24 protein-coding genes and 2 pseudogenes are annotated in these 22,028 nt (G+C 69.6%); 17 read left to right on the top strand and 9 right to left on the bottom strand.

Going from position 1 to position 22,028, the window contains the following annotated elements; genetic code table 11:
- The first annotated feature begins 85 nt into the window (after positions 1-85).
- On the top strand, positions 86-1,165 hold the full coding sequence (locus J7E96_RS31130) for an ABC transporter permease (RefSeq protein ID WP_215136245.1): 1,080 nt from the start codon (positions 86-88) through the stop codon (positions 1,163-1,165).
- Positions 1,162-1,881, top strand: a complete 720-nt coding sequence (locus tag J7E96_RS31125; protein WP_215136243.1) for an ABC transporter ATP-binding protein — start codon at positions 1,162-1,164, stop codon at positions 1,879-1,881. The genes J7E96_RS31130 and J7E96_RS31125 overlap by 4 nt, the downstream gene beginning before the upstream one ends.
- Here J7E96_RS31125 and J7E96_RS31120 read toward each other — a convergent pair whose 3' ends face one another.
- Entirely contained in the window at positions 1,882-2,682 is an 801-nt protein-coding gene (locus J7E96_RS31120; RefSeq protein ID WP_215136241.1) for an IclR family transcriptional regulator, read from the bottom strand. It lies immediately after the preceding gene.
- Between the two features lie 377 nt (positions 2,683-3,059).
- Here J7E96_RS31120 and allB point away from each other — a divergent pair, with 377 nt between their 5' ends.
- Together allB and alc are read left to right on the top strand one after the other, a co-directional pair.
- On the top strand, positions 3,060-4,400 hold the full coding sequence (gene allB, locus J7E96_RS31115) for an allantoinase AllB (RefSeq protein ID WP_215136239.1): 1,341 nt from the start codon (positions 3,060-3,062) through the stop codon (positions 4,398-4,400).
- A gap of 1 nt (position 4,401) precedes the next feature.
- Positions 4,402-5,523: an allantoicase gene (alc, locus tag J7E96_RS31110; RefSeq protein ID WP_215136237.1), complete on the top strand. Its 1,122-nt coding sequence runs from the start codon at positions 4,402-4,404 to the stop codon at positions 5,521-5,523.
- Positions 5,524-5,619: 96 nt separating this feature from the next.
- On the opposite strand, the gene J7E96_RS31105 is transcribed toward alc, so the two are convergent.
- Positions 5,620-6,360, bottom strand: coding sequence for an SDR family NAD(P)-dependent oxidoreductase (locus J7E96_RS31105; RefSeq protein ID WP_215136235.1), 741 nt, complete (start codon positions 6,358-6,360; stop codon positions 5,620-5,622).
- 167 nt (positions 6,361-6,527) lie between these two features.
- Between J7E96_RS31105 and J7E96_RS31100 the strand changes: the two genes are divergently transcribed.
- From J7E96_RS31100 to J7E96_RS31090, 3 genes and pseudogenes are all read left to right on the top strand, one after another.
- Positions 6,528-7,145 (top strand): dihydrofolate reductase family protein, encoded by a 618-nt coding sequence (locus J7E96_RS31100; RefSeq protein ID WP_215136233.1) that lies wholly within the window; start codon positions 6,528-6,530, stop codon positions 7,143-7,145.
- 81 nt (positions 7,146-7,226) lie between these two features.
- On the top strand, positions 7,227-8,162 hold the full coding sequence (locus tag J7E96_RS31095) for a DMT family transporter (protein WP_215136231.1): 936 nt from the start codon (positions 7,227-7,229) through the stop codon (positions 8,160-8,162).
- A 6-nt stretch (positions 8,163-8,168) separates the two neighbouring features.
- Positions 8,169-8,483 (top strand): annotated as a pseudogene (locus tag J7E96_RS31090) (PaaI family thioesterase); the annotation flags it as partial.
- Here J7E96_RS31090 and J7E96_RS31085 read toward each other — a convergent pair.
- The 5 genes from J7E96_RS31085 to J7E96_RS31065 all read right to left on the bottom strand — a co-directional run bounded on the left by J7E96_RS31085 (position 8,389) and on the right by J7E96_RS31065 (position 11,950).
- Positions 8,389-9,363, bottom strand: a complete 975-nt coding sequence (locus J7E96_RS31085) for an NAD(P)-dependent alcohol dehydrogenase (protein WP_215136229.1) — start codon at positions 9,361-9,363, stop codon at positions 8,389-8,391. The pseudogene J7E96_RS31090 and the gene J7E96_RS31085 sit on opposite strands and share 95 nt — an antisense overlap.
- The gene (locus J7E96_RS31080; protein WP_215136227.1) at positions 9,360-9,596 is read right to left on the bottom strand and encodes a helix-turn-helix transcriptional regulator; all 237 of its coding nucleotides are present in this window, start codon (positions 9,594-9,596) and stop codon (positions 9,360-9,362) included. Before J7E96_RS31080 ends, J7E96_RS31085 begins: the two co-directional genes overlap by 4 nt.
- Positions 9,590-10,018, bottom strand: a complete 429-nt coding sequence (locus tag J7E96_RS31075) for a hypothetical protein (protein ID WP_215136226.1) — start codon at positions 10,016-10,018, stop codon at positions 9,590-9,592. Before J7E96_RS31075 ends, J7E96_RS31080 begins: the two co-directional genes overlap by 7 nt.
- Positions 10,019-10,094: 76 nt before the next feature.
- The gene (locus J7E96_RS31070; protein ID WP_215136224.1) at positions 10,095-10,949 is read right to left on the bottom strand and encodes an alpha/beta fold hydrolase; all 855 of its coding nucleotides are present in this window, start codon (positions 10,947-10,949) and stop codon (positions 10,095-10,097) included.
- Entirely contained in the window at positions 10,946-11,950 is a 1,005-nt protein-coding gene (locus J7E96_RS31065) for a Gfo/Idh/MocA family oxidoreductase (RefSeq protein ID WP_215136222.1), read from the bottom strand. The genes J7E96_RS31070 and J7E96_RS31065 overlap by 4 nt, the downstream gene beginning before the upstream one ends.
- 148 nt (positions 11,951-12,098) lie before the next feature.
- Between J7E96_RS31065 and J7E96_RS31060 the strand changes: the two genes are divergently transcribed.
- The 7 genes from J7E96_RS31060 to J7E96_RS31030 all read left to right on the top strand — a co-directional run bounded on the left by J7E96_RS31060 (position 12,099) and on the right by J7E96_RS31030 (position 18,807).
- Positions 12,099-12,818, top strand: a complete 720-nt coding sequence (locus J7E96_RS31060; protein ID WP_308296224.1) for a GntR family transcriptional regulator — start codon at positions 12,099-12,101, stop codon at positions 12,816-12,818.
- A 123-nt stretch (positions 12,819-12,941) separates the two neighbouring features.
- The gene (locus J7E96_RS31055; RefSeq protein ID WP_215136220.1) at positions 12,942-13,952 is read left to right on the top strand and encodes a substrate-binding domain-containing protein; all 1,011 of its coding nucleotides are present in this window, start codon (positions 12,942-12,944) and stop codon (positions 13,950-13,952) included.
- Positions 13,953-14,047: 95 nt separating this feature from the next.
- Positions 14,048-15,061, top strand: coding sequence for a sugar ABC transporter substrate-binding protein (locus J7E96_RS31050; protein ID WP_308296223.1), 1,014 nt, complete (start codon positions 14,048-14,050; stop codon positions 15,059-15,061).
- A complete protein-coding gene (locus tag J7E96_RS31045) occupies positions 15,058-16,125 on the top strand; it encodes an ABC transporter permease (protein WP_215136218.1) in 1,068 nt (355 codons plus the stop codon). The genes J7E96_RS31050 and J7E96_RS31045 overlap by 4 nt, the downstream gene beginning before the upstream one ends.
- Positions 16,092-16,913 carry an ATP-binding cassette domain-containing protein gene (locus tag J7E96_RS31040; protein ID WP_215136216.1) on the top strand — a complete coding sequence of 274 codons (822 nt, stop codon included), beginning with the start codon at positions 16,092-16,094 and terminating at the stop codon, positions 16,911-16,913. Before J7E96_RS31045 ends, J7E96_RS31040 begins: the two co-directional genes overlap by 34 nt.
- 164 nt (positions 16,914-17,077) lie before the next feature.
- On the top strand, positions 17,078-18,226 hold the full coding sequence (locus tag J7E96_RS31035) for an ROK family glucokinase (protein WP_215136214.1): 1,149 nt from the start codon (positions 17,078-17,080) through the stop codon (positions 18,224-18,226).
- Positions 18,226-18,807 carry a hypothetical protein gene (locus J7E96_RS31030; RefSeq protein WP_215136212.1) on the top strand — a complete coding sequence of 194 codons (582 nt, stop codon included), beginning with the start codon at positions 18,226-18,228 and terminating at the stop codon, positions 18,805-18,807. Before J7E96_RS31035 ends, J7E96_RS31030 begins: the two co-directional genes overlap by 1 nt.
- A gap of 92 nt (positions 18,808-18,899) precedes the next feature.
- On the opposite strand, the gene J7E96_RS31025 is transcribed toward J7E96_RS31030, so the two are convergent.
- Both J7E96_RS31025 and J7E96_RS31020 read right to left on the bottom strand, forming a co-directional pair.
- Complete coding sequence (locus tag J7E96_RS31025) at positions 18,900-19,295, bottom strand: VOC family protein (protein ID WP_215136210.1); 396 nt, start codon at positions 19,293-19,295, stop codon at positions 18,900-18,902.
- A gap of 94 nt (positions 19,296-19,389) precedes the next feature.
- Positions 19,390-19,515, bottom strand: a pseudogene (locus J7E96_RS31020) (LuxR C-terminal-related transcriptional regulator); the annotation flags it as partial.
- 208 nt (positions 19,516-19,723) lie between these two features.
- Here J7E96_RS31020 and J7E96_RS31015 point away from each other — a divergent pair.
- The 3 genes from J7E96_RS31015 to J7E96_RS31005 all read left to right on the top strand — a co-directional run bounded on the left by J7E96_RS31015 (position 19,724) and on the right by J7E96_RS31005 (position 21,573).
- Positions 19,724-19,948, top strand: coding sequence for a hypothetical protein (locus J7E96_RS31015; RefSeq protein WP_215136208.1), 225 nt, complete (start codon positions 19,724-19,726; stop codon positions 19,946-19,948).
- A gap of 190 nt (positions 19,949-20,138) precedes the next feature.
- Positions 20,139-20,357, top strand: coding sequence for a hypothetical protein (locus J7E96_RS31010; RefSeq protein WP_215136206.1), 219 nt, complete (start codon positions 20,139-20,141; stop codon positions 20,355-20,357).
- Positions 20,350-21,573 carry a helix-turn-helix domain-containing protein gene (locus J7E96_RS31005; RefSeq protein ID WP_215136204.1) on the top strand — a complete coding sequence of 408 codons (1,224 nt, stop codon included), beginning with the start codon at positions 20,350-20,352 and terminating at the stop codon, positions 21,571-21,573. Before J7E96_RS31010 ends, J7E96_RS31005 begins: the two co-directional genes overlap by 8 nt.
- Positions 21,574-22,028 lie beyond the last annotated feature (455 nt).

The raw sequence follows: 22,028 nt of genomic DNA, 5'->3' as shown, positions 1-22,028 counted from the left end.
GCCGTTGCCCCGTCAATCAAAAGATTGATGTCGCGACGATCCGTGGCGCGATGTTTTCACGCGCCCCCGCGTCCAGGCTGGAAACATGTTTGTCGCATGGAGAGATCTCCGGTTCGCCAAGGGCCGGTTCGCGCTCATGGGCACGGTCGTCGTGCTGATCACGTTGCTCGTCGGGCTGCTGTCCGGCCTCACCTCCGGGCTGGCCAGGGACAACACCTCGGCCATCACCTCGCTCCCGGCCGACCGGCTGGCCTTCGACCGGCCGCCCGAGGGGCAGGAGGTTTCGTTCACCAATTCGTCGGTCGGCGAGAGCGTCTGGCGGAAGTGGGGACGGCAGCCCGGCATCACCGCCGCCGAGCCGCTCGGTATCCGTACGACCAATGCGCGGGCGGGGGAACGGACGGCCGCCGTGTCGGTGTTCGGCGTCGAGCCGGGTTCGGGCCTGGCCCCGGCGGTCGGGGGTTTCGGGTCCGGGCGGGTCGTGCTGTCCGTACAGGCGGCCGAGGACCTGGGCGGCGCCGGGGTCGGGGACAAGGTGCGGGTCGGCGACGTGGAGGAGACCGTCGCCGCCGTCGAGGGCGACGACTCGTACAGCCACACGCCTGTGGTGTGGACTTCGCTCGACGACTGGCAGCGGCTCAGCCACAGCAGGGAGCCGCAGGCCACCGTCGTCGCCCTGACCACCGGCGAAGGCGCGGACCTCGCGGCGGGCGACCGGGCGGCGGGCACCGAGACCCGCACGATCGACGGCTCGCTGAGCGCCCTCGCCTCCTACGAGGCGGAGAACGGCTCGCTCCAGCTGATGCGCGGCTTCCTCTTCGTCATCTCGGCGCTCGTCGTCGGCGCCTTCTTCACCGTCTGGACGATCCAGCGCAGCGGCGACATCGCGGTCCTGAAGGCGCTCGGCGCCTCCACGCCCTATCTGCTGCGGGACGCGCTCGGCCAGGCCGTCCTGATGCTGGGCGCCGGTACGTTCGTGGGCACCGCACTTGCCACCCTCATCGGCGGCGCCGTCGCGGGTGACGCGGTCCCGTTCGTACTCGAACCGGCGACGCTGCTCGTGCCGGCCGCCGTGATAGCGGGCCTCGGCGTCCTCGGCGCCGCACTCTCCATCCGGCGCATCACCGCCGTCGATCCCCTCATCGCCCTCGGGAGCGCCCGATGACCGCTCAGTCTCAGTCCCTGTCCCTTACGGGCGTCACCCTCACCTACCCCGACGGCGACTCCCGCCTGACCGCGCTCGACGACATCACGCTCGAAGCCGCCGCGGGCTCGCTCACGGCCGTCGTCGGGCCGTCCGGCTCCGGCAAGTCCAGCCTGCTCGCCGTTGCCGCGACGCTGGTCTCACCGGACCGGGGGAGGGTGGTGGTCGACGGTACGGACACGGGCCCCCTGAGCCGGGCCGAGAAGGCGGAGCTGCGGCGTACGCGCATCGGCATCGTGTTCCAGCAGCCGAACCTGCTGCCGTCCCTCACCTCGGCCGAGCAGCTTCAGGTGATGGCTCACCTGGCGGGACGCCCGCCGCGCCAGGTCCGTGACCGTGCGCGGGAGCTGCTGGAGGCGGTCGGGCTCGCGGACAAGGCCGACCGCCGCCCGCACCAGTTGTCCGGCGGTCAGCGCCAGCGGGTGAACATCGCCCGCGCGCTGATGAACGAACCGGCGGTCCTGCTGGTCGACGAGCCGACCAGCGCCCTGGACCACGAGCGGGGCGCGGCCGTACTCGACCTGCTGGTCACGCTGACGCGCGAGCGCGGCACGGCGACGGTGCTCGTCACGCACGACCGCGCGCACCTGGAGCGGATGGACTCCACGGTGACGATGGCGGACGGCCGTATCCCCGGTATCCCCGGTATCCCGGGTGTGGCGGCGGCCGGTGCCTGATCAGCCCTGCGTTCCGTTGTTGGTCAGCACGACCGACAGGTCCTGGGCGACTTCCTGGAGTATCGGAACGATCTTCTCGGTCGCCGCCTCCGTCACCCGGCCCGCCGGACCGGAGATCGAGATGGCCGCGGCCGTGGGGGAGTTGGGCACCGGCACCGCCAGGCAGCGGACGCCGATCTCCTGCTCGCCGTCGTCCACGGCGTAACCGGACCTGCGGACCTGCTCCAGGGCCTCCAGGAAGCCCTCCGGCGTGGTGATCGTCTTCTCGGTGGCGGTCGGCATGCCCGTACGGGCGAGCAGCGCGCGCACCTCCTCCGGCGAGGTGTACGCGAGGAGGGCCTTTCCGACGCCCGTGGAGTGCGGCAGGACCCGGCGGCCGACTTCGGTGAACATCCGCATCGAGTGCTTCGAGGGCACCTGGGCGACGTACACGATCTCGTCGCCGTCGAGCAGCGCCATGTTCGCGGTCTCGCCGGTCTCCTCGACCAGGCGGGCGAGGTACGGGCGGGCCCAGGTGCCGAGCAGCCGGGACGCGCTCTCGCCGAGGCGGATCAGGCGCGGGCCGAGCGAGTAGCGTCGGTTGGTCTGCTGGCGTACGTAACCGCAGGCCACCAGCGTGCGCATCAGCCGGTGGATCGTCGGCAGCGGCAGACCGCTGCTGGCGGAGAGCTCGCTGAGTCCGACCTCGCCGCCCGCGTCGGCCATCCGCTCCAGCAGGTCGAAGGCGCGCTCAAGGGACTGGACACCACCCGTGGGCGCAGCGGTTTTGGAAGCGTCGGTGGTGGCGTTGGACGACGGCACGTCAACGGTCCTTTCGAGGCGGATGGGCAAGGCAGCAGCCTACCCGCCGCATGCGCGGAGCACACGGTCTGCGTCAAGCCGTCCCCGCCGGTCAGAGGGTGTTTGTCCCTGTGTCGGCGGTCACTTCCAACGAGCTGTTGACGCTCTTCTTGTATCTAGCCACCTTCTGCCACCCGGAATTATACTTCCACTTTGTGGAAACATCCAAGTGTGTGGAGTGCTGTGCGCGGCCGCGATGGGCGAGATGGCCGAAGCCATGATCCCCGTGCAGGTCACAGGGGTCTCAGGGGCTGGGGAGGGTCTTGACGGGCCGGACCCGGAAGTGAAGACTCCTTCAACAGTTCGTTGAATTTCCGCATACGAAAGTGAGGTCACGGGTGTCCGACGTCGTGGAACTGGTACTGCGCTCGACGCGCGTCATCACCCCCGAGGGGACGCGTGCCGCATCGGTCGCCGTCGCCGACGGGAAGATCACGGCCGTGCTGCCGTACGACGCCGAGGTGCCGGCCGGGGCCCGGCTGGAGGACTTCGGGGACGACGTCCTGCTCCCCGGCCTCGTCGACACCCACGTCCACGTGAACGACCCGGGCCGCACCGAGTGGGAGGGCTTCTGGACCGCCACCCGCGCGGCCGCCGCGGGCGGCATCACCACGCTGCTCGACATGCCACTGAACTCCCTGCCGCCGACCACCACGGTCGACAACCTGCGCACCAAGCAGGACGTCGCCCGCAGCAAGGCGCACATCGACGTCGGCTTCTGGGGCGGCGCGATCCCGTCCAACGTGAAGGACCTGCGGCCGCTGTACGACGCCGGAGTCTTCGGCTTCAAGTGCTTCCTCTCGCCCTCGGGCGTCGAGGAGTTCCCCCAGCTCGACCAGGAGCAGCTCGCCCGGTCGATGGCCGAGATCACCGGCTTCGGCGGACAGCTGATCGTCCACGCCGAGGACCCGCACCACCTGGAGACCGCCCCGCAGAAGAGCGGTCCGGCGTACGCCGACTTCCTCGCCTCGCGGCCGCGTGACGCCGAGAACACCGCGATCGAGGGCCTGATCGCGCACGCCAAGCGCCTCGGCGCCCGCGTGCATGTGCTGCACCTGTCGTCCTCGGACGCGCTGCCGCTCATCGCCGCCGCCAAGCGCGAGGGCGTACGCATCACGGTCGAGTCCTGCCCGCACTTCCTCACCCTCACGGCCGAGGAAGTCCCGGACGGGGCAACGGAGTTCAAGTGCTGCCCGCCGATCCGTGAGGCCGAGAACCAGGACGCGCTGTGGGAGGGGCTCGCGGACGGCACGATCGACTGCATCGTCTCCGACCACTCGCCCTGCACCACCGATCTGAAGACCCCGGACTTCGCGTCCGCGTGGGGCGGGATCTCCTCGCTCCAGCTGGGCCTCCCGGCGATCTGGACCGAGGCCCGGCGCCGCGGCCGCTCGCTGGAGGACGTCGTCCGCTGGATGTCCGCCGCGCCCGCCGAACTCGCGGGGCTCTCGCAGAAGGGCGCCATCGAGGCCGGCCGCGACGCCGACTTCGCCGTCCTCGCGCCCGACGAGAGCTTCACCGTCGACCCGGCGGAGCTGCACCACCGCAACCAGGTGACGGCGTACGCGGGCAAGACCCTGCAGGGCGTCGTCAAGTCGACGTGGCTGCGGGGCGTACGTATCGCCGACAACGGCACCCTGGCCGAGCCGACCGGCCGGCTGCTCGAAAGGAACAACTGACGTGTCTGACGTGGCGACCCCTTCCTTCACCGGTGACGCGAACCCCTACGGCGGCGGCGACCCGTACGCCGACTACCGCACCGCCGACTTCCCCTTCACGCACTTCGCGGACCTCGCCGACCGGCGGATCGGCGCGGGCGTGATCGCCGCCAACGACGAGTTCTTCGCCGAGCGCGAGAACATGCTGCGGCCGGGGGCGGCGGAGTTCGACCCGGAGCACTTCGGCCACAAGGGCAAGATCATGGACGGCTGGGAGACCCGCCGCCGCCGTGGCGTCAGCGCCCAGCAGCCGCACCCGACCGACGAGGATCACGACTGGGCGCTCGTACGCCTGGGCGCACCCGGCGTCGTACGCGGAATCGTCATCGACACCGCGCACTTCCGGGGCAACTACCCGCAGGCGGTATCGGTCGAGGCGGCGTCGGTGCCCGGCTCTCCCTCGCCCGACGACCTCCTCTCCGGCGACGTGAAGTGGGTAACCCTCGTACCCCGTACGGCAGTCGGCGGCCACGCGGCCAACGGCTTCGCCGTCGATGTCGAGCAGCGCTTCACCCACCTGCGGATCAACCAGCACCCCGACGGCGGCATCGCGCGCCTGCGCGTGTACGGCGAGGTCGCGCCGGACCCGGCGTGGCTGGAGAGGCTCGGTACGTTCGACCTCGTCGCCCTGGAGAACGGCGGCCGGGTCGAGGACGCGTCCGACCGCTTCTACTCGCCGGCCACCAACACCATTCAGCCGGGCCGCTCGCACAAGATGGACGACGGCTGGGAGACGCGCCGTCGCCGCGACAAGGGCAACGACTGGATCCACTACCACCTGGTCGAGCAGGCCGAGATCCGCGCGGTCGAGATCGACACGGCGTACCTCAAGGGCAACTCGGCGGGCTGGGCGGCGCTTTCGGTGCGTGACGGAGCCGACGCCGACTGGACCGAGATCCTGCCCCGTACCCGGCTCCAGCCCGACACGAACCACCGCTTCCTGCTGGACGCGGTCCCGGCCGCGACCGAGGTCCGGATGGACATCTTCCCGGACGGCGGCATCTCCCGCCTGCGCCTCTTCGGCTCGCTGACGGAGACGGGCGCGTCGCGCCTGGCGGCCCGCCACCAGGAACTGGGCGGCTGACGGGCCTGAGGCGACTGACGCCACGGCGGGAACAATGACGCGGAGTGCATCGGGACGCGACGGCCCCGATGCACTCCGTTGTTTTTCCTTCCCCATTTACGCCGCGTGGCCGCCGTCCACCACCACCTCGGACCCCGTCATGTACGCGGCCTCGTCGCTCGCCAGGAACGCGACCGCCGACGCGACTTCGTCCGGGGTGCCGAACCGGCCGAGGGCCGTCAACTCGCTCTGCGACGCGGCGTACGGACCGTCCGCCGGGTTCATGTCCGTGTCGATCGGGCCCGGGTGGACGAGGTTGGCTGTGATACCCCGGCTGCCCAGCTCCCGTGCCAGGGCCTTGTTCAGCCCGATGAGCGCGGCCTTGCTCGTCGCGTAGAGCGCTCCGCCGGGGCCCGGCACGCGCTGGGCCATGCAGCTGCCGGTGGAGATGATCCGGCCGCCGCGTTCCATCCTGGCGGCAGCGGCCTGCGAGGCGAGGAAGACCGCCCGTACGTTGACGGCCAGCACCTGGTCGACGTCCGCGAGGGTGAGAGTCTCGATCGGGCCGAGTACGCCGACCCCCGCGTTGTTGACCAGGATGTCGAGCCGGCCGAGTTCGTCGGCGGCCTGGCCGACGACGGCGGTGACCGCGGCCGGGTCCGCGGCGTCGGCGCGCAGCGCGAGCCCGCGGCGGCCCATCGACTCGATCTTCTGGACGATCTCCTGGGCGGCCGTCTCGCCCCGCACGTACGTGAGGGCCACATCCGCGCCGTCCTGCGCGAGCCGCAGCGCGATCGCCGCGCCGATGCCCCGGCTGCCGCCGGTGACCAGGGCCGTCTTGCCGTTCAGTGAAGCCATGTCGCTGCCTCTTCCTCAGATTCCCACGAATGGTTGCGGATTCAAGGAAAGCTGGTGGCGGGCGGGTGGCGCTGGCGGCAAACGGACGCCGTGTCCGGGTCGACCGATGAGTTCCGTGGAAGCGTGGAGTCAGAGCTGGTGACACTTACGGAGAAGGGCTTCGGACCATGAAGATCACGCTCACCACGTTCCTCACGCTCGACGGCGTCATGCAGGCACCCGGCGGCACGGAGGAGGACACCAGCGGCGGCTTCCAGCAGGGCGGCTGGGTGGTGCCCTTCGCCGACGAAGGCATGGGCCGTTTCGTCGACCGGGTGTTCGGCCGGGTCGACGCGTTCTTGCTCGGCAGGCGTACGTACGAGATCTTCGCGAGCTACTGGCCGAAGGTGACCGACGAGAACGACCCGGTCGCGGGCCCCCTCAACACGCTCCCGAAGTACGTCGTCTCCACGACGATGGACAAGGCCGACTGGAACAACTCCACCGTCATCTCCGGCGACGTCGTGGAAGAGGTCTCACGGCTGAAGAAGCAGCCCGGCCGTGAGCTCCAGATCCACGGCAGCGGGGCGCTCGCGCAGACCCTGATGCGGCACGACCTCATCGACGAGTACAACCTGTTGACCTTCCCCGTGGTCCTGGGCGCGGGACGGCGGCTGTTCGCCGAGGGCGGCCTGCCGACCCGCTTCGAACTGGCCGACAGCAGCACCACCGAGAAGGGGATCGCCATCCACACCTACCGGCCCGTGGGCAGGCCGGAGTACGGCACTTTTGCGCTCGACCAGTGAGGGGCGCCGCGGGTACGGTGATCACTCCGCGTGCGAGCCGCCGAAGTCTCCACACCACCCTTCCCGGGGGAGACCGAGCCCGTGGCCACCGCATCACCGCCGACCGCCGTACCCGTATCCGCACTCGTGCCGCCTGGCCGGACGGCCTGGCTCACCGACCTGCCCGTCCTGCTGGTCGCCGTCGTCTGGGGCGCGAGCTATCTCGCGGCCAAGGACATCACCACGGCGCAGACCGTGGTGCCGGTGCTGGTCCTGCGCTTCGCCATAGTGCTGCCCGTCCTGGCCGTCGTCGGATGGCGCAAGCTGCGCGCACTGAACGCCGCCCAGTGGCGCGGCGCGGGGGCGCTGGGGCTCGTACTGAGCGTGATCTTCCTGCTGGAGACGTACGGCGTCGTGCACACCTCGGCGACCAACGCCGGGCTCATCATCAGCCTCACCATGATCTTCACGCCGCTCGCCGAGGCGGCGGTGACGCGGACCGTGCCGTCCCGTGCCTTCGTGGGCGCCGCGGGTCTTTCGGTCGCCGGAGTGGTGCTGCTGACCCAGGGAGGCGGTTTCACGACTCCCTCGCTCGGTGACCTGCTGATGCTGCTGGCGGCCCTCGCCCGTACCGCGCATGTGCTCGCGATGGCCCGGACCGAGTCGGTCCAGGGCGCGGACGCGCTGTCGCTCACGACGGTCCAACTGGGCGGCGCGGTGGCGGTGTTCGCGGTCCTGGCAGCGGCTCCCGGCACGGGCCCCGCCCCTTGGACGGTCGCGGCGGGCTTCGGGCCGCGCGAGTGGGCGGGCCTCATCTTCCTCTCCCTCTTCTGCACACTCTTCGCCTTCTTCGTGCAGATGTGGGCGGTACGCCGAACCTCCCCGTCCCGCGTCAGCCTCCTCCTCGGCACGGAGCCGCTGTGGGCGGCGGCGGCCGGCATCGCGATCGGCGGCGAACGGCTTGGCGCGGTGGGCCTCTTGGGCGGCGTACTGGTACTGGCCGGCACGACGTGGGGGCGGCGCGCGGCGGGGGCGTAGGCATAGCGGAACGGCTTCCTGCACGGGGGAGTCCTGGCGTACGCCGCCGACAACGCCCTCACCTTCGCGGGCGGCGCGGCGCTCGGCCCCGCCGTGCCCACCGGCGGCTTCTCCATCCAGTACGTACGCCCCGCGACAGGCGCCACGCTGATCGCCCGCGCCGTCGTGGTGCACGGCGGACACCGGCAGGCGGTGTGCCGCTGCGACCTCGCGGCTCCGGCCGCCCTTACATCTGGACGACGATCTTGCCCCGCACGTGACCCTTCATCAGGTGATCTACGGCCTCGGGGACATCGGCCAGCGGGTAGCTCCGGTCGATGACGGGTGTGACCGAGCCGGCCTCGATGAACTCCGTGAGGACTTCGAGGTCGCTGTGGTGCAGGTTCATGACCGCGAGCCCGCGCAGCCGCTGTCCGCTGAACGGCGACATCAGCAGCGCCCGCAGCTGCCGGTCGTTGCCGCCGATCCACTTGCCGCCGTTCTCCCCGCCGATGATGACGAGGGTGCCGCGGGGGGTGAGGGCGCGGCGGAGCCGGGAGAGGGGGCGGTTGCCGGCGGTGTCGAGGACGAGGTCGTAGCGGCGGGTGCCGTCGGTGGGGTCCTCGCGGGTGTAGTCGATGACCTCGTCGGCGCCGACCGAGCGGACCAGGTCCGCCTTGGCGGTGCTGCAGACGCCGGTGACGTGGGCTCCGAACGCCTTGGCCAGCTGTACGGCGAAGTGGCCGGTCCCGCCGCCCGCGCCGATGACGAGGACGCGCTGCCCGGCTCGCAGCCGCCCGGCGTCGCGTACGGCCTGGAGGGCGGTGACGGCCGAAACCGGCACGGCGGCCGCCTGTTCGAAGGTGAGGTTGGCGGGCTTGTGCGCGATGTTGTCCTCCTTGGCGCACGCGTACTCGGCGTACGACCCGTCGCAGGTGCCGTACACCTCGTCGCCCGGCCGGAAGCGGGTCACGTCCGGGCCGACGGCCTCCACGCGGCCCGCGAGGTCCTGGCCCCGGACGCGGTCCTTGGGCGCCCGCAGACCGAAGCCCATGGCGCGGATCAGGTACGGCATGCCCGCCGTGAGGTGCCAGACGCCTGGGTCGACGCCGGCCGCGTGGACCCGTATGAGCACCTCGCCGCTGCCGGGCACCGGCTGGGGCATGTCTTCCAGGCGCAGGACCGACGGCGGTCCGTAGGTGGTGTGGGCGATGGCCTTCATTGGGTCTCTCCCGCGTCGTCCTGGGGGTACTGGAACACTTCGTCGAGCGGTACACCGAATACACGGGCGATCTGGAAAGCCATCTCCAGAGAGGGCGAGTAACGGCCCTGCTCGATGGCGATGACGGTCTGGCGTGACACACCGATGCGGCCGGCCAGTTCGGCCTGCGTCATCTCGCCATGGGTGAAGCGCAGGGCCCGGATCGAGTTGGTGACACTGGTCGGCTTCACCACGGGTGGAAGCCCAGCCGGTACGAGACGATCTTCGTCGCGGACCCGAGGAGCGACGACAGGACGAACGCCAGGTAGATCGCGTTGGCGATCCAGAACTGGTCGAGACCAGCCATGGCCAGGGCGAGCCCGGCCACGCCGCCGAGCACGACGAACGACTGCCCGATGTGCTCACCGAACCGGTGGATCTCCCGGTCGCGCTGGTCCTTGCTCTTCGCGTCCTCGGGCGAGAACGTCGCCAGTGCGATGTGGAGCACGATGGACGCGGCGATCGCCGCGCCGACCGTCCACAGCAGCGCCGGCACATAGGGCGCCTCGGCGAGCGGCGCGTCTCCGGGTCGCCCGAGGACGACGGCCAGGTACACCGCGTACGACGCGACCGTGACCAGGACCATGCTCCAGGCCCGTTTCTCTTCGAATGCCACTGCCGCTCACTCCCCATGTAAGGAAAACTTGACACTGTGGAGTGTCAAGCAGCCTGGACATGAAGTCAAGGGTTCTTTACATGGCGAGCTCAGGAGGTCGGCCGGGTGCGACCGCCGCCGCGAACTCGGCCGGGCACTCGGCCCACGGCATGTGGCCCGCTCCCGCGAGCGTCACCCGCGAGACATTCGGCAGGGCCTGCTCCAGGGAGTCCACGGCGTCTCGCGGCCGGATGTCTTCCGCGCCGTCCACGATGACGACCGGCATCCTCAACCCCCCACAGGCGGCGTGGAGTTGGTGCTCACTCATCGTCCTCGTCTCGGCGTTGATCTCCGCGTTGCACGCGTGGTTGACGCACAGCCAGGGCGTGGCCATCCGCTCGGCCAGCTCGATCGCCCGGTCCCGGTCCGGCCCGGCGAAGTCCGCCGACCACTGGAGTACGCACATCTCGCGCTCCTCCGCCTCCGTACGCCGCTCCCGGGACCTCAGCTCCTCCCAGCGGGGCAGCCGCTCACCGAGCGCTGCGCGCAGCTTCGCCGCGAACTCCGGATGCCAGCCGGAGTCGGGCCCGATCCCGGTGCCGGACACGTACACCAGCCGTGTCACCCGCTCCGGATGCGCGAGCGTGTAGTGCAGTGCGAGCCGCGCGCCCCAGGAATGGCCGAGCAGCGTCACCCGCTCCAGCCCGAAGTGCCCGCGTACGGCGTCGAGATCGGCCACCGACCTGGCCACCGAGTAGGGGCCGCGCCGCTCGGAGCGCCCGCAGCCGCGCTGGTCCCAGCGGTACACGGCCGCCCCCCGGTCGGCGAGCAGCCGGGCGACGTCGTCAAAGGTGTCCCACAGGCCGGGTCCGCCGTGGCACAGGAGGACCGGATCACCCTCGCCGGTTTTCGCCGTCCAGAGCGTCACCCCGTCCTCCGCCTTCAGCGTCATGACGCGGGGATCTCATCCATCCGTACCGGCCGCCGTTCCCGGCGCGACTTCTCGCAGGCCTCCGCGATCCGCAGCGCGTGCAGGGCCTCCCTGCCGTCGCAGGGGTTGTCCCGCTCGCCCAGCGCGACCCGCACGAAGGCGTCCAGCTCCGCCTCGTACGCCGGGGCGAACCGCTCCAGGAAGCCCGGCCACGGCTGCTCGCAGGCCGGCGGCCCCTTCGGCTCGGTCGAGGTGATCGGCGTACGGTCGTCGAGCCCCACCGACACCTGGTCCAGCTCGCCGGCCAGCTCCATCCGTACGTCGTAACCGGAGCCGTTGCAGCGCGTGGCCGTGGCGGTGGCGAGCGTCCCGTCGTCCAGGGTGAGGACGGCCGCGGCCGTGTCGACGTCGCCCGCCTCGCGGAACATCGCCGGCCCCGCGTCGGAACCGACGGCGTACACCTCGACGACCTCGCGCCCGGTGACCCAGCGCAGGATGTCGAAGTCGTGGACCAGGCAGTCCCGGTAGAGCCCGCCGGACAGCGGCAGGTACGCGGCGGGCGGCGGCGCCGGGTCGGAGGTCATCGCCCGTACGGTGTGCAGCCGGCCGAGGCTCCCTGACCGTACGAGCTCGCGCGCCGTGGTGTACCCGGCGTCGAAGCGGCGCATGAAGCCGAGCTGGAGCACCGTCCCGGCCGCGTCGACCTCCCTCAGCGCGTCCAGCGTCCCGGGCAGGTCCAGGGCGATCGGCTTCTCGCAGAAGGTGGGCAGTCCCGCCCGCGCCGCCCGGCCGATCAGGTCGGCGTGCGCCGAGGTGGCGGAGGCGATGACCACGGCGTCAACGCCCCACGCGAAGATTTCCTCGACCGAGGGCGCGGCGGTGGCGCCGAGCCGGTCGGCGACCGCTGTGGCCCGCGCGGCATCGGTGTCCGCGACGAGCAGGGCACCCACTTCGCGATGGCGGCTGAGCACGTCAGCGTGGAAAGAACCGATACGTCCCGTGCCGATGAGTCCGATGCGCATGGCCCCAAAGTGTCGCCATGAACGCCACCCTGTCAAGCGTTTGTCCAGACAACCTGACCACAGGACTTCCAGTAGTCATTACCTGGGGTTTACGCTCAAGAGCGTGTCGAAACCCACGGCTGACCCCACCATCTCCCTGCGTCTCGGCGTGGACCGGAACAGCCCGGTCCCGCTGTACTTCCAGCTGTCCCAGCAGCTGGAGGCGGCAATCGAGAAGGGCCGGCTCTCACCGGGAAGTCTCCTCGGCAACGAGATCGAACTGGCCGGGCGCCTCGGCCTCTCCCGCCCCACCGTCCGCCAGGCCATCCAGTCACTCGTCGACAAGGGCCTGCTGGTCCGCCGCCGCGGCGTCGGCACGCAGGTCGTGCACAGCCAGGTCAAGCGCCCCCTCGAACTGAGCAGCCTGTACGACGACCTCGAAGCCGCGGGCCAGCTGCCGGCCACCACGGTCCTGCGCAACACCCTCGAACCGGCGACCGCCGAGGTCGCGGCGGCGCTCGGCGTGGCGGAGGGCAGCGACGTACACCTGGTGGAGCGGCTGCGGCTCGCGCACGACGAGCCCATGGCCGTCCTGCGCAACCACCTGCCCACCGGACTGCTGGCCCTCGACACCGAGCACCTCGAAGCCACCGGGCTCTACCGGATGATGCGCTCCGCCGGCATCACGCTGCACAGCGCGCGCCAGTCGGTCGGGGCGCGGGCGGCCGGGGCCGACGAGGCGCGGCAGCTGGCGGAGGCGGAGGGGGCGCCGCTGCTGACGATGCAGCGGACGACGTTCGACGACACGGGGCGGGCGGTCGAGTTCGGCTCGCACATCTACCGGGCCTCGCGGTACGCCTTCGAGTTCCAGCTCCTCGTCAGGCCGTGAGCCGCAACCCCAGCAGCCGCTCCGCGTAAGAATGTTCGGACAAAGTCTTGACGGGGGCTCGCGTACGCCGCTAGAACTCCCCCAGCCGCAACGGGGCGGCCGGGAGACAAGGCGGAACCCACGATGCGTACCCACCGCAAGGCAGCAGCCCTCCTCGCCGTATGCGTGCTCGCGCTCGCAGCCGGATGCAGCTCCGAGGGCGGCAAGGACTCCGAAGACAAGACCGGCGCCAGCGGCGGCAGTGGCGGGAAGGCCGTCACCACCGAGCGCCTGAAGATCGCCATGGTGACGCACTCGGGCGAGGGCGACACTTTCTGGGACATCGTCCAGAGCGGCGCCAAGCAGGCCGCCTCCAAGGACAACGTCGAGTTCCTCTACGCCGCCAGCAAGGAGGGCAAGGAGCAGGCGCAGCTCATCGACTCGTACGTCGCCAAGAAGGTCGACGGCATCGTGGTGACCCTCGCGAAGCCGGAGGCGGTCAAGGCAGCCGTCGAGAAGGCCGTCGCGGCCGGCATACCCGTCGTCACGATCAACTCCGGCGGCGAACACTCCGAGGCGGCGGGCGCGCTCAGCCACATCGGTCAGGAGGAATCCGTCGCGGGTGAGGCCGTCGGTGAGGAACTCAACAAGCGCGGCAAAAGGAGGGCGCTCTGCGTTATCCACGAACAGGGGAACGTGTCGCTCGAAGCGCGCTGCGCGGGCGTGAAAAAGACGTTCCGGGGAACGGTCGAAAACCTCAATATCGAGGGCACCAATATGCCCGCGTCGACTTCCTCCATTGAAGCGAAGCTCCAGACCGGCAAGAACGGCAAGGAAATTGACACGGTCGTCACCCTCGGCGCGCCTTTCGCGGCGGCCACCGTCAAGGCCAAGGCGGGCGCGGGCAGCGAGGCGGAGGTCAACACCTTCGACCTCAACGCCGAGGTGGTGAGGCAGCTCAAGGCCAAGGAAATCGGCTTCGCCGTCGACCAGCAGCCGTACCTCCAGGGCTACCTCGCCGTAGACGAACTGTGGCTCTACAAGACCAACGGAAACGTTCTCGGCGGCGGAAAGCCCGTCCTGACAGGCCCGGCCCTCGTCACGGACGAGGACGTACCGGCGCTGGAGAAGTACACGGCCCGCGGTACCCGATGAATACGGTGCGAACACCCGTAACCGATACTTGGTCGGCCGGGGACGGGCTGAATGATCCCCGGCCGCACCGAGGAGTACGAGAAGGGCTCGACGTCGTGGCAAGGGTTCGGACAGGGGTACGCGCGCTGGGCGCGGTGCTGGCGGCGGTTCTCGGGGCTTCCCTCGCGGGCTGCAGCAGTACGGGCGGAAAGCGCGCCGAGGAACGGGCCGAACAGGCCGCCGCGCAGGGCAGGGCCGCGGTGAACACACCCCGCTGGACCGTCGGCATGGTCACCCACTCGGGCGACGGCGACACCTTCTGGGACATCGTGCAGAACGGCGCGAAGCAGGCCGCCGCCAAGGACAACATCAAGTTCCTGTACGCCCACAGCGACGAGGGCCAGCAGCAGGCCCAGCTGGTCGACTCGTACATCGACAAGAAGGTCGACGGGCTGATCGTCACGCTCGCCAAGCCCGACGCCATGAAAGCCGTCGTCGCCAAGGCCACCAAGGCCGGCATCCCGGTGATCACCGTCAATTCCGGTTCCGCCGAGTCCAAGGACTTCGGCGCGCTCGCCCACATCGGGCAGGATGAGACGATCGCCGGTGAGGCGGTCGGAGCGGAGCTCGCCAAGCGCGGCAAGAAGAAGGCGCTGTGCGTGCTGCACGAGCAGGGCAACGTCGGGCACGAACAGCGGTGCGCGGGCGCCAAGGAAACGTTCGACGGCGATATGCAGAACCTCTACGTCGACGGCACGAACATGCCCGACGTACAGGCGTCCATCGAGGCGAAGCTCCAGTCCGCGAACGACATCGACGCCGTCGTGACCCTCGGCGCGCCCTTCGCGGACGCCGCCGTCAAGGCGAAGGAACAGGCGGGCAGCGAGGCCGAGATCGACACCTTCGACCTCAACGCCCAGGTCGCCACCGGGCTCCAGGCCGACACGCTCGGTTTCGCCGTCGACCAGCAGCCCTACCTCCAGGGGTACCAGGCCGTGGACCTGCTGTGGCTCTACAAGTACAACGCCGACGTGCTCGGCGGCGGAAAGCCGGTCCTCACCGGACCCCAGATCATCACCAAGAAGGACGCCGCCGAGCTGGAGGCCTACACGAAGCGGGGGACCCGATGACCGCGACCGCACCGGCACAGGCGCCGGCCCCCGGCCAGAAGGCACCCGCCGACGAACGGCTGCTCAAGACGTCGCTGCTGCGCAGACTGCTCGGCCGCCCCGAGCTCGGCTCGGTCGTCGGCGCCGTCGCCGTCTTCCTCTTCTTCGCGATCGTCGCGGACAGCTTCCTGCGCGCGTCTAGCTTCGGCACGGTGCTGTACGCCGCGTCCGTGATCGGCATCATGGCCGTCCCCGTGGCGCTGCTGATGATCGGCGGCGAGTTCGACCTGTCGGCCGGCGTCCTGGTGACCAGCTCCGCGCTGGTCTCCTCGATGTTCAGCTACCAGATGACGGCCAACATCTGGGTCGGCGTCCTCGTCTCTCTCCTGGTCACACTGGCCATCGGCGTATTCAACGGCGTCATGCTGACCCGCACGAAACTGCCGAGCTTCATCATCACGCTCGGTACGTTCCTGATGCTGACCGGCCTGAACCTCGGCCTGACCAAGCTGATCAGCGGCACGGTGTCGACCAAGAGCATCGCCGACATGGAGGGCTTCAGCTCCGCCAAGGCGCTCTTCGCGTCCCAGGTCACCATCGGCGGCGTGAACCTGAAGGTGACCGTGCTGTGGTGGCTCGGCCTGGTGGCCGCCGCGACCTGGATCCTGCTGCGCACCCGCGCCGGCAACTGGATCTTCGCGGTCGGCGGCGAGACGCAGGCAGCCCGTGCGGTCGGCGTCCCGGTCAACAAGACCCGCATCGGGCTCTACATGGGCGTGGCCCTCGGCGCCTGGATCTCCGGCCAGCACCTGCTCTTCTCCTTCGACGTCGTGCAGTCCGGCGAAGGCGTCGGCAACGAGCTCATCTACATCATCGCGGCCGTCATCGGCGGCTGCCTCATCACCGGTGGCTACGGCTCGGCGATCGGCTCCGCGGTGGGTGCCTTCATCTTCGGCATGACCAGCAAGGGCATTGTGTACGCGGAGTGGGACCCCGACTGGTTCAAGTTCTTCCTCGGAGCGATGCTCCTTCTGGCCACCCTGCTCAACGCATGGGTACGCAAGCGCGCGGAGGCAACCCGATGAGGACGCAGCAGACGCAGACCGCACCTCTTGTCGAACTCAGCGCTGTCAGTAAGTTCTACGGCAACATCAAGGCCCTCGAAGGCGTCTCCCTGGAAGTCCACGCGGGCGAGATCAGCTGCGTCCTGGGCGACAACGGTGCCGGCAAGTCCACCCTCATCAAGATCATCGCGGGCCTGCACCAGCACGACGCGGGCACCTTCTCGATCGAGGGCGAGGAAACCCGGCTGGCGAACCCGCGCGACGCCCTGGACCGCGGCATCGCCACCGTCTACCAGGACCTCGCCGTCGTACCGCTGATGCCGGTCTGGCGGAACTTCTTCCTCGGCTCGGAGCCGACGAAGGGCGCGGGCCCCTTCAAGCGCCTCGACGTCGACCTCATGCGCCGGACCACCCGCTCCGAGCTGCTGCGCATGGGCATCGACCTGCGCGACGTCGACCAGCCCATCGGTACGCTCTCGGGCGGCGAGCGGCAGTGTGTGGCGATCGCGCGCGCGGTCTACTTCGGCGCGAAGGTGCTGGTCCTAGACGAGCCGACCGCCGCGCTCGGCGTCAAGCAGTCGGGCGTCGTCCTGAAGTACGTGGCGGCGGCACGTGACGCGGGTCTCGGCGTGGTCCTGATCACGCACAACCCGCACCACGCGTATCTGGTCGGCGACCGCTTCGTGCTCCTCAAGCGTGGCGCGATGTCCGGCAGCCACACGCGGGACGAGATCACCCTCGACGAGCTGACGCGCGAGATGGCAGGCGGCAGCGAGCTCGACCAGCTCGGCCACGAACTGGAGCGGTAACCGCGCCGGAGGGGCTCCTGTGGAGCCCCTCCGGCGTTTGAGGAGCGGGGTCCGGGGCAGCGCCCCAGGTCGCCCCGCGCAGCGGCGCCGCACCGCACCCCGCCCCATCGGATGGCAGAATCGACCACCTGACCCGCCACCGCCCCCAACACCCCGCAGGGGACATGAGCACGTACCGAGACTTCGCGCACCGCGGCTCCGCCCGCGCCACCGTCCTGCGGACCGTCGGCACCCGGGAGCGGCGCTCGCACCTCAGTGCGCCCCGGGTGCCCACGGTCGGGATCGACATCGGCGGTACGAAGGTGATGGCCGGCGTCGTCGACGCCGACGGCGTCATCCTCGAAAAGATCCGCACCGAGACCCCGGACAAGTCCAAGAGCCCCAAGGTCGTCGAGGACACCATCGTCGAGCTGGTCCTCGACCTCTCCGACCGCCACGACGTCCACGCGGTCGGCATCGGCGCGGCCGGCTGGGTCGACGCGGACCGCTCCACCGTCCTCTTCGCCCCGCACCTCGCCTGGCGCAACGAGCCGTTGCGCGACGCGATCTCGGCGCGCCTCGCAGTCCCCGTCCTGGTCGACAACGACGCCAACACCGCCGCCTGGGCGGAGTGGCGCTTCGGCGCCGGCCGCGGCGAGGACCACCTCGTCATGATTACGCTCGGTACCGGCATCGGCGGCGCGATCCTCGAAGACGGCCAGGTCAAGCGCGGCAAGTACGGCGTCGCCGGCGAGTTCGGCCACATGCAGGTCGTCCCCGGCGGCCACCGCTGCCCGTGCGGCAACCGCGGCTGCTGGGAGCAGTACAGCTCCGGCAACGCGCTGGTCCGCGAGGCCCGCGAACTCGCCGCCGCCGACTCCCCGGTCGCGTACAGCCTCATCGAGCGCGTCGGCGGCAACATCCACGAGATCACCGGACCGCTCATCACCGAGCTCGCCCGTGAGGGCGACGCGATGTGCGTCGAGCTGCTCCAGGACATCGGCCAGTGGCTCGGCGTCGGCATCGCCAACCTCGCCGCCGCACTCGACCCCTCCTGCTTCGTCATCGGCGGCGGCGTCAGCGCCGCGGACGACCTGCTCATCGGCCCGGCCCGCGACGCCTTCAAGCGCCACCTCACCGGCCGCGGCTACCGCCCCGAGGCCCGTATCGCCAAGGCCCAGCTCGGGCCGGAGGCCGGTATGGTCGGCGCCGCCGACCTCGCCCGCCTCGTCGCGCGCCGCTTCCGCCGCGCCAACCGCCGCCGCCTGGAGCGCTACGAACGCTACGAGCGCTACGCCCAGGCCATCCGCTCCACCACGCAGGGACCCCAGTAATGACCCCGTCCGTTCCCCACCAGTCGCCGTCCCCGGACGATGCGGGCAAGCCCACCGAGACCCACCGCCACATGGTCCGCCGCCGCTGGCTGACGGCCATCATCATCGTGCTGCTCATCGGCATCCCCGCCGGCTATCTTCTGATCTCCGCCGAGCAGAGCCGCGACAGCGGCCGCGACAAGGCGAAGATCGCCTCGGCCACCGGCCTCATCGAGGGCTTCCCCTCCCGCATGACACGCCGTATCTACGACGTACCCGTCCCCAACGCGGGCCAGGAAGTCGCCTACTACGAGACCAACAACTGGAAGAGCAGCAGGCTGTACGTCCAGTTCCGTACGGTCCCGCCGGACCTCGACTGGTTCCTGAACGACCTCGGCATCAACCGGGCCGCCCTCAAGAAGGGCAAGATCACGATCAGTGCGCGCGACGCCGAGGTCGCCGGCTGGAACCTCGATCCCGCCCGTACCTGGTCCGGCACCACGGTCGACCAGAAGGATCCGCAGCCGACCGTCGACATCACGGTCGAGGACACCGACCCGGCGCGTCCCTTCGTCTACGTCGTTTCCACCGCCACCCCCTGACCCGCCGGGCGAGCACGAATTCGATCTCTGCCCCAGCTGTACGTCCGGCCCCCTTCAGCGCCTGCGTGTCTGGCGCGGCGTGCGGCCTCCGGTCAGGGGCGGCGGCTCGCAAGGACGCAGAACTCGTTGCCCTCCGGGTCGGCAAGCGTGACCCAGCTCTCGTCGCCGGTTTGGCCGACGTCGACGTGCCGAGCACCTAGGCCGAGCAGGCGACGGGCCTCTTCTTCTTGCTCCCTGTCGGTCGGGTTGACGTCGATGTGGAGCCTGTTCTTGACGGTCTTGCCCTCGGGCACGAGCGCGAATGTCAACGTCGGTGGCACTGGGCCAAGGCGGTCCGTGCCTTCAGGCACCATGGGGGAGCCAATGGTGACAATTCCTTCGTCTTCGTCTTTGTCCTGCACCTCGTAGCCAAGGACCGAGCACCAGAACCGGGCGAGACCGTTGGGATCGGCACAGTCGATCGCAAGGTCGGTGAACTTACTGGTCATGTCAGCACCTCCCAGTCGTGTAGCGGATTCGCCAAAGGCCACACGCTAACGCGGTGTTCGACGGCGAGGTAAGCCGCACATGGTGTGCGTTTCGTCAGTTGCGCGGGATTACGAGTCCGGATTCGTAGGCCAGGACCACGAGTTGGGCCCGGTCCCGGGCGTGGAGCTTGGCCATGACCCGGTTGATGTGGGTCTTCGCGGTGAGTGGGCTGATCACCAGAACCTTCCCTCCCCACCCCATCCGGGGTGTCCGGGCCGTATATGCGCGCCAGAGGAGCTGTCCCTCGTCGCAGCCATGAACGTCGCCACCGGCCAGGTCATCGCCGAGCCCATCGACCGCAACAACTCGGCGACCTTCATCCGCTTCCCGCGTCTGATCGACCGCTGCACCGATCCCGCCCCCCCCCAAGCACGCCTCCTGGCTCAACATGATCGAGCAATGGTTCAGCGCGCTGACCCGTCGCCTCCTCCGCCGCGGCGGTTTCGCCTCCCGCGACGACCTGGAAACACAGATCACCGCCTACACCGTCCGCTGCAACCGAACGGCCCGCCCCTACCGGTGGCGGTACGACGCCGACGCCGAACACGCCCGCTACCTCGAACGCCACACTCAATACCCGTGCCATCCCGGTGCCTTCGACCGAGCCGCATGACCCTCACCACCGTCACCGACAACCGGCAAAGAACCTGCGACGCGCTGCGCTAGCCCCTGCGTGCTCAGGCGGTCCCAGGCGCTGAGCGTGTCGGCATCGCAGTCAGCTTCGCCATAGTGCCGACACCGCACACTAAGTGACGCTATGTTGCACACGCGCAGGCACCATCAGCGACGAAAGGTCCACTGCCATGTCTCGCCTCAACCTCGCCCAACTGGCCCTCACCGCCGCCCAGAACATCCAGACCGCCGACGAAGTCCGTCGTGACCCGGCCGTTGTCAAGGCGGCCAAGCAGTTCGCGGAAGACAGCGCCCAGGCTTTCCGCTCCGGTGGTGCGCTAGCACGTGAGGCTCAGTCCTCCTGGCGTCGCCACAGCCCGCTGACCGAAGGGGCCGGAACCGATGAATGATTTCAGTGCAGAGGCGATGGGCCTCGTGATCCGCGAGCACCGCCAGGCCCAGAGACCCTCGATGACCCAGGAAGAGTTGGCTAAACGGGCCGATTACGGGAAGGGTGGCGCGGTCTCGATCTCCCGGATCGAGCGCGGGCTGATAAGCCCCGGGGAGCACCGTCTAGCCGCCATCGCCCTCGCGCTCCAACTAACACCCGGGCAACTCAAGCAGGAGGCGGAGGACCGAACCAGGTCTCTCGCTCGTCAGCGGGGCCAGCGGCCGGTGAAGTTGCGCGACCAAGTCGCGGAGACGAAAAGACGTCACGCCGAGATCAACGAGAAGGTGGCCCAGCGGTCGAAGATCACCCAAGAATTCGGGGAAGCCTTCAATCATGTCCATGATACCGCCCGCGACGAGTTCTTCCTGAGGTTCGTGGAGCTGGCCGAGAGCATCAGCGGGGCGCCCGAGCCAGAGAGGCCGAGTGAGGAGGAGACCGAGAGCACGGGCGAGATCCCCACTGCGATACGTATCGAGGCCATGTCCGTCGGGATCGCCAACGCGATCCGCGGTGTCGCCGCTGGAGGTGCGGCCGGGGTAGCAGCCGGCGGCGCCGCGGCCTACGGTGCGTTCACTGCCGCCGCGTTGTTCGGGACCGCCTCCACTGGAGCAGCTATTTCGACGCTGTCCGGGGTTGCCGCGACCAACGCGACTCTGGCCCTCCTGGGAGGAGGCACGCTGGCCGCAGGCGGTGCGGGCATGGCGGGTGGAACTCTCCTGCTCACAGGCATGGTCGCCGCCCCGGCGGCAGCGCTGGCGGCCGCCGGCTTCTACGTCTTGAGGCAGCGCCGAAACAAGAAGGAGGAGGAGCGTCTCCGAACCGAGGTCGAGGCTGCGGAGGCAGCTCTGGATCAGTCACAGCAAGGCTTCGACGCCATGATCGACGTACTACTTCGCGCCACGGCCATCATGGAATACGTCGGCGTCCACGGCACCCACGCCCTTGAGAAGTGGAGGGTAAGTCTGCCGCCGGAGCCCCGGCACTGGAAATCGCTCGGGCATGAGGGGCAGGAACGGTACAAGGAGTTCCTAACCGTGGCGGGATGCCTCCTCGCCGTGAGCAGCATCAACGTCAGTGCTCTCCTCACGGCAAAACCCGACGCCTTGCGCGAGATGGACAAGGCCATCGACGAGACACTGCGGTACGCGGACAAGACCATCAAGTCGATCGTCTGAGTCCCGAAGTTGTTGCCACGCGCAGACCTAGTGCAGCGCAATCGCATGATCGCAACCAGCAAATGACTTGCGGCGCGCTGCACTAGGCCAATGCCGACCGCAGCCGTTCGGTCCACCGGCTGTATCGACGGGTAAGTCCTCGGCGGAGACCCGCCGTTCACACGGAGGACCCACGCAGGCGAAACGACGGACATGCACGCACAGCACCACGCGCGGCCCCGTGCTGGGCAGTCAGCAGGAAGCCGCATATAGGAGCCGAACCCCCGGCTCGACCAGGCTCCACAGCCCGTACACGAGGCCCCGGCTGCCCGGCATCTGATCCCACTACGGATCGCCTCGCCGTGTTCTTCCGCCGACAGTTCCTCCAAGCGGAGCATGACCTCGTGCACGGCCCAGAACCGTCAGCCACGACATGGTCGTGGGCGGCTGTTTTCGGGCGGCCTCCTCAGAGGCAT

Source organism: Streptomyces sp. ISL-96 (assembly GCF_018614035.1).
Lineage (GTDB): Bacteria > Actinomycetota > Actinomycetes > Streptomycetales > Streptomycetaceae > Streptomyces.
Note: the sequence above shows the minus strand (reverse complement) of the source record. Positions and strands in the feature narration are given on the sequence as shown.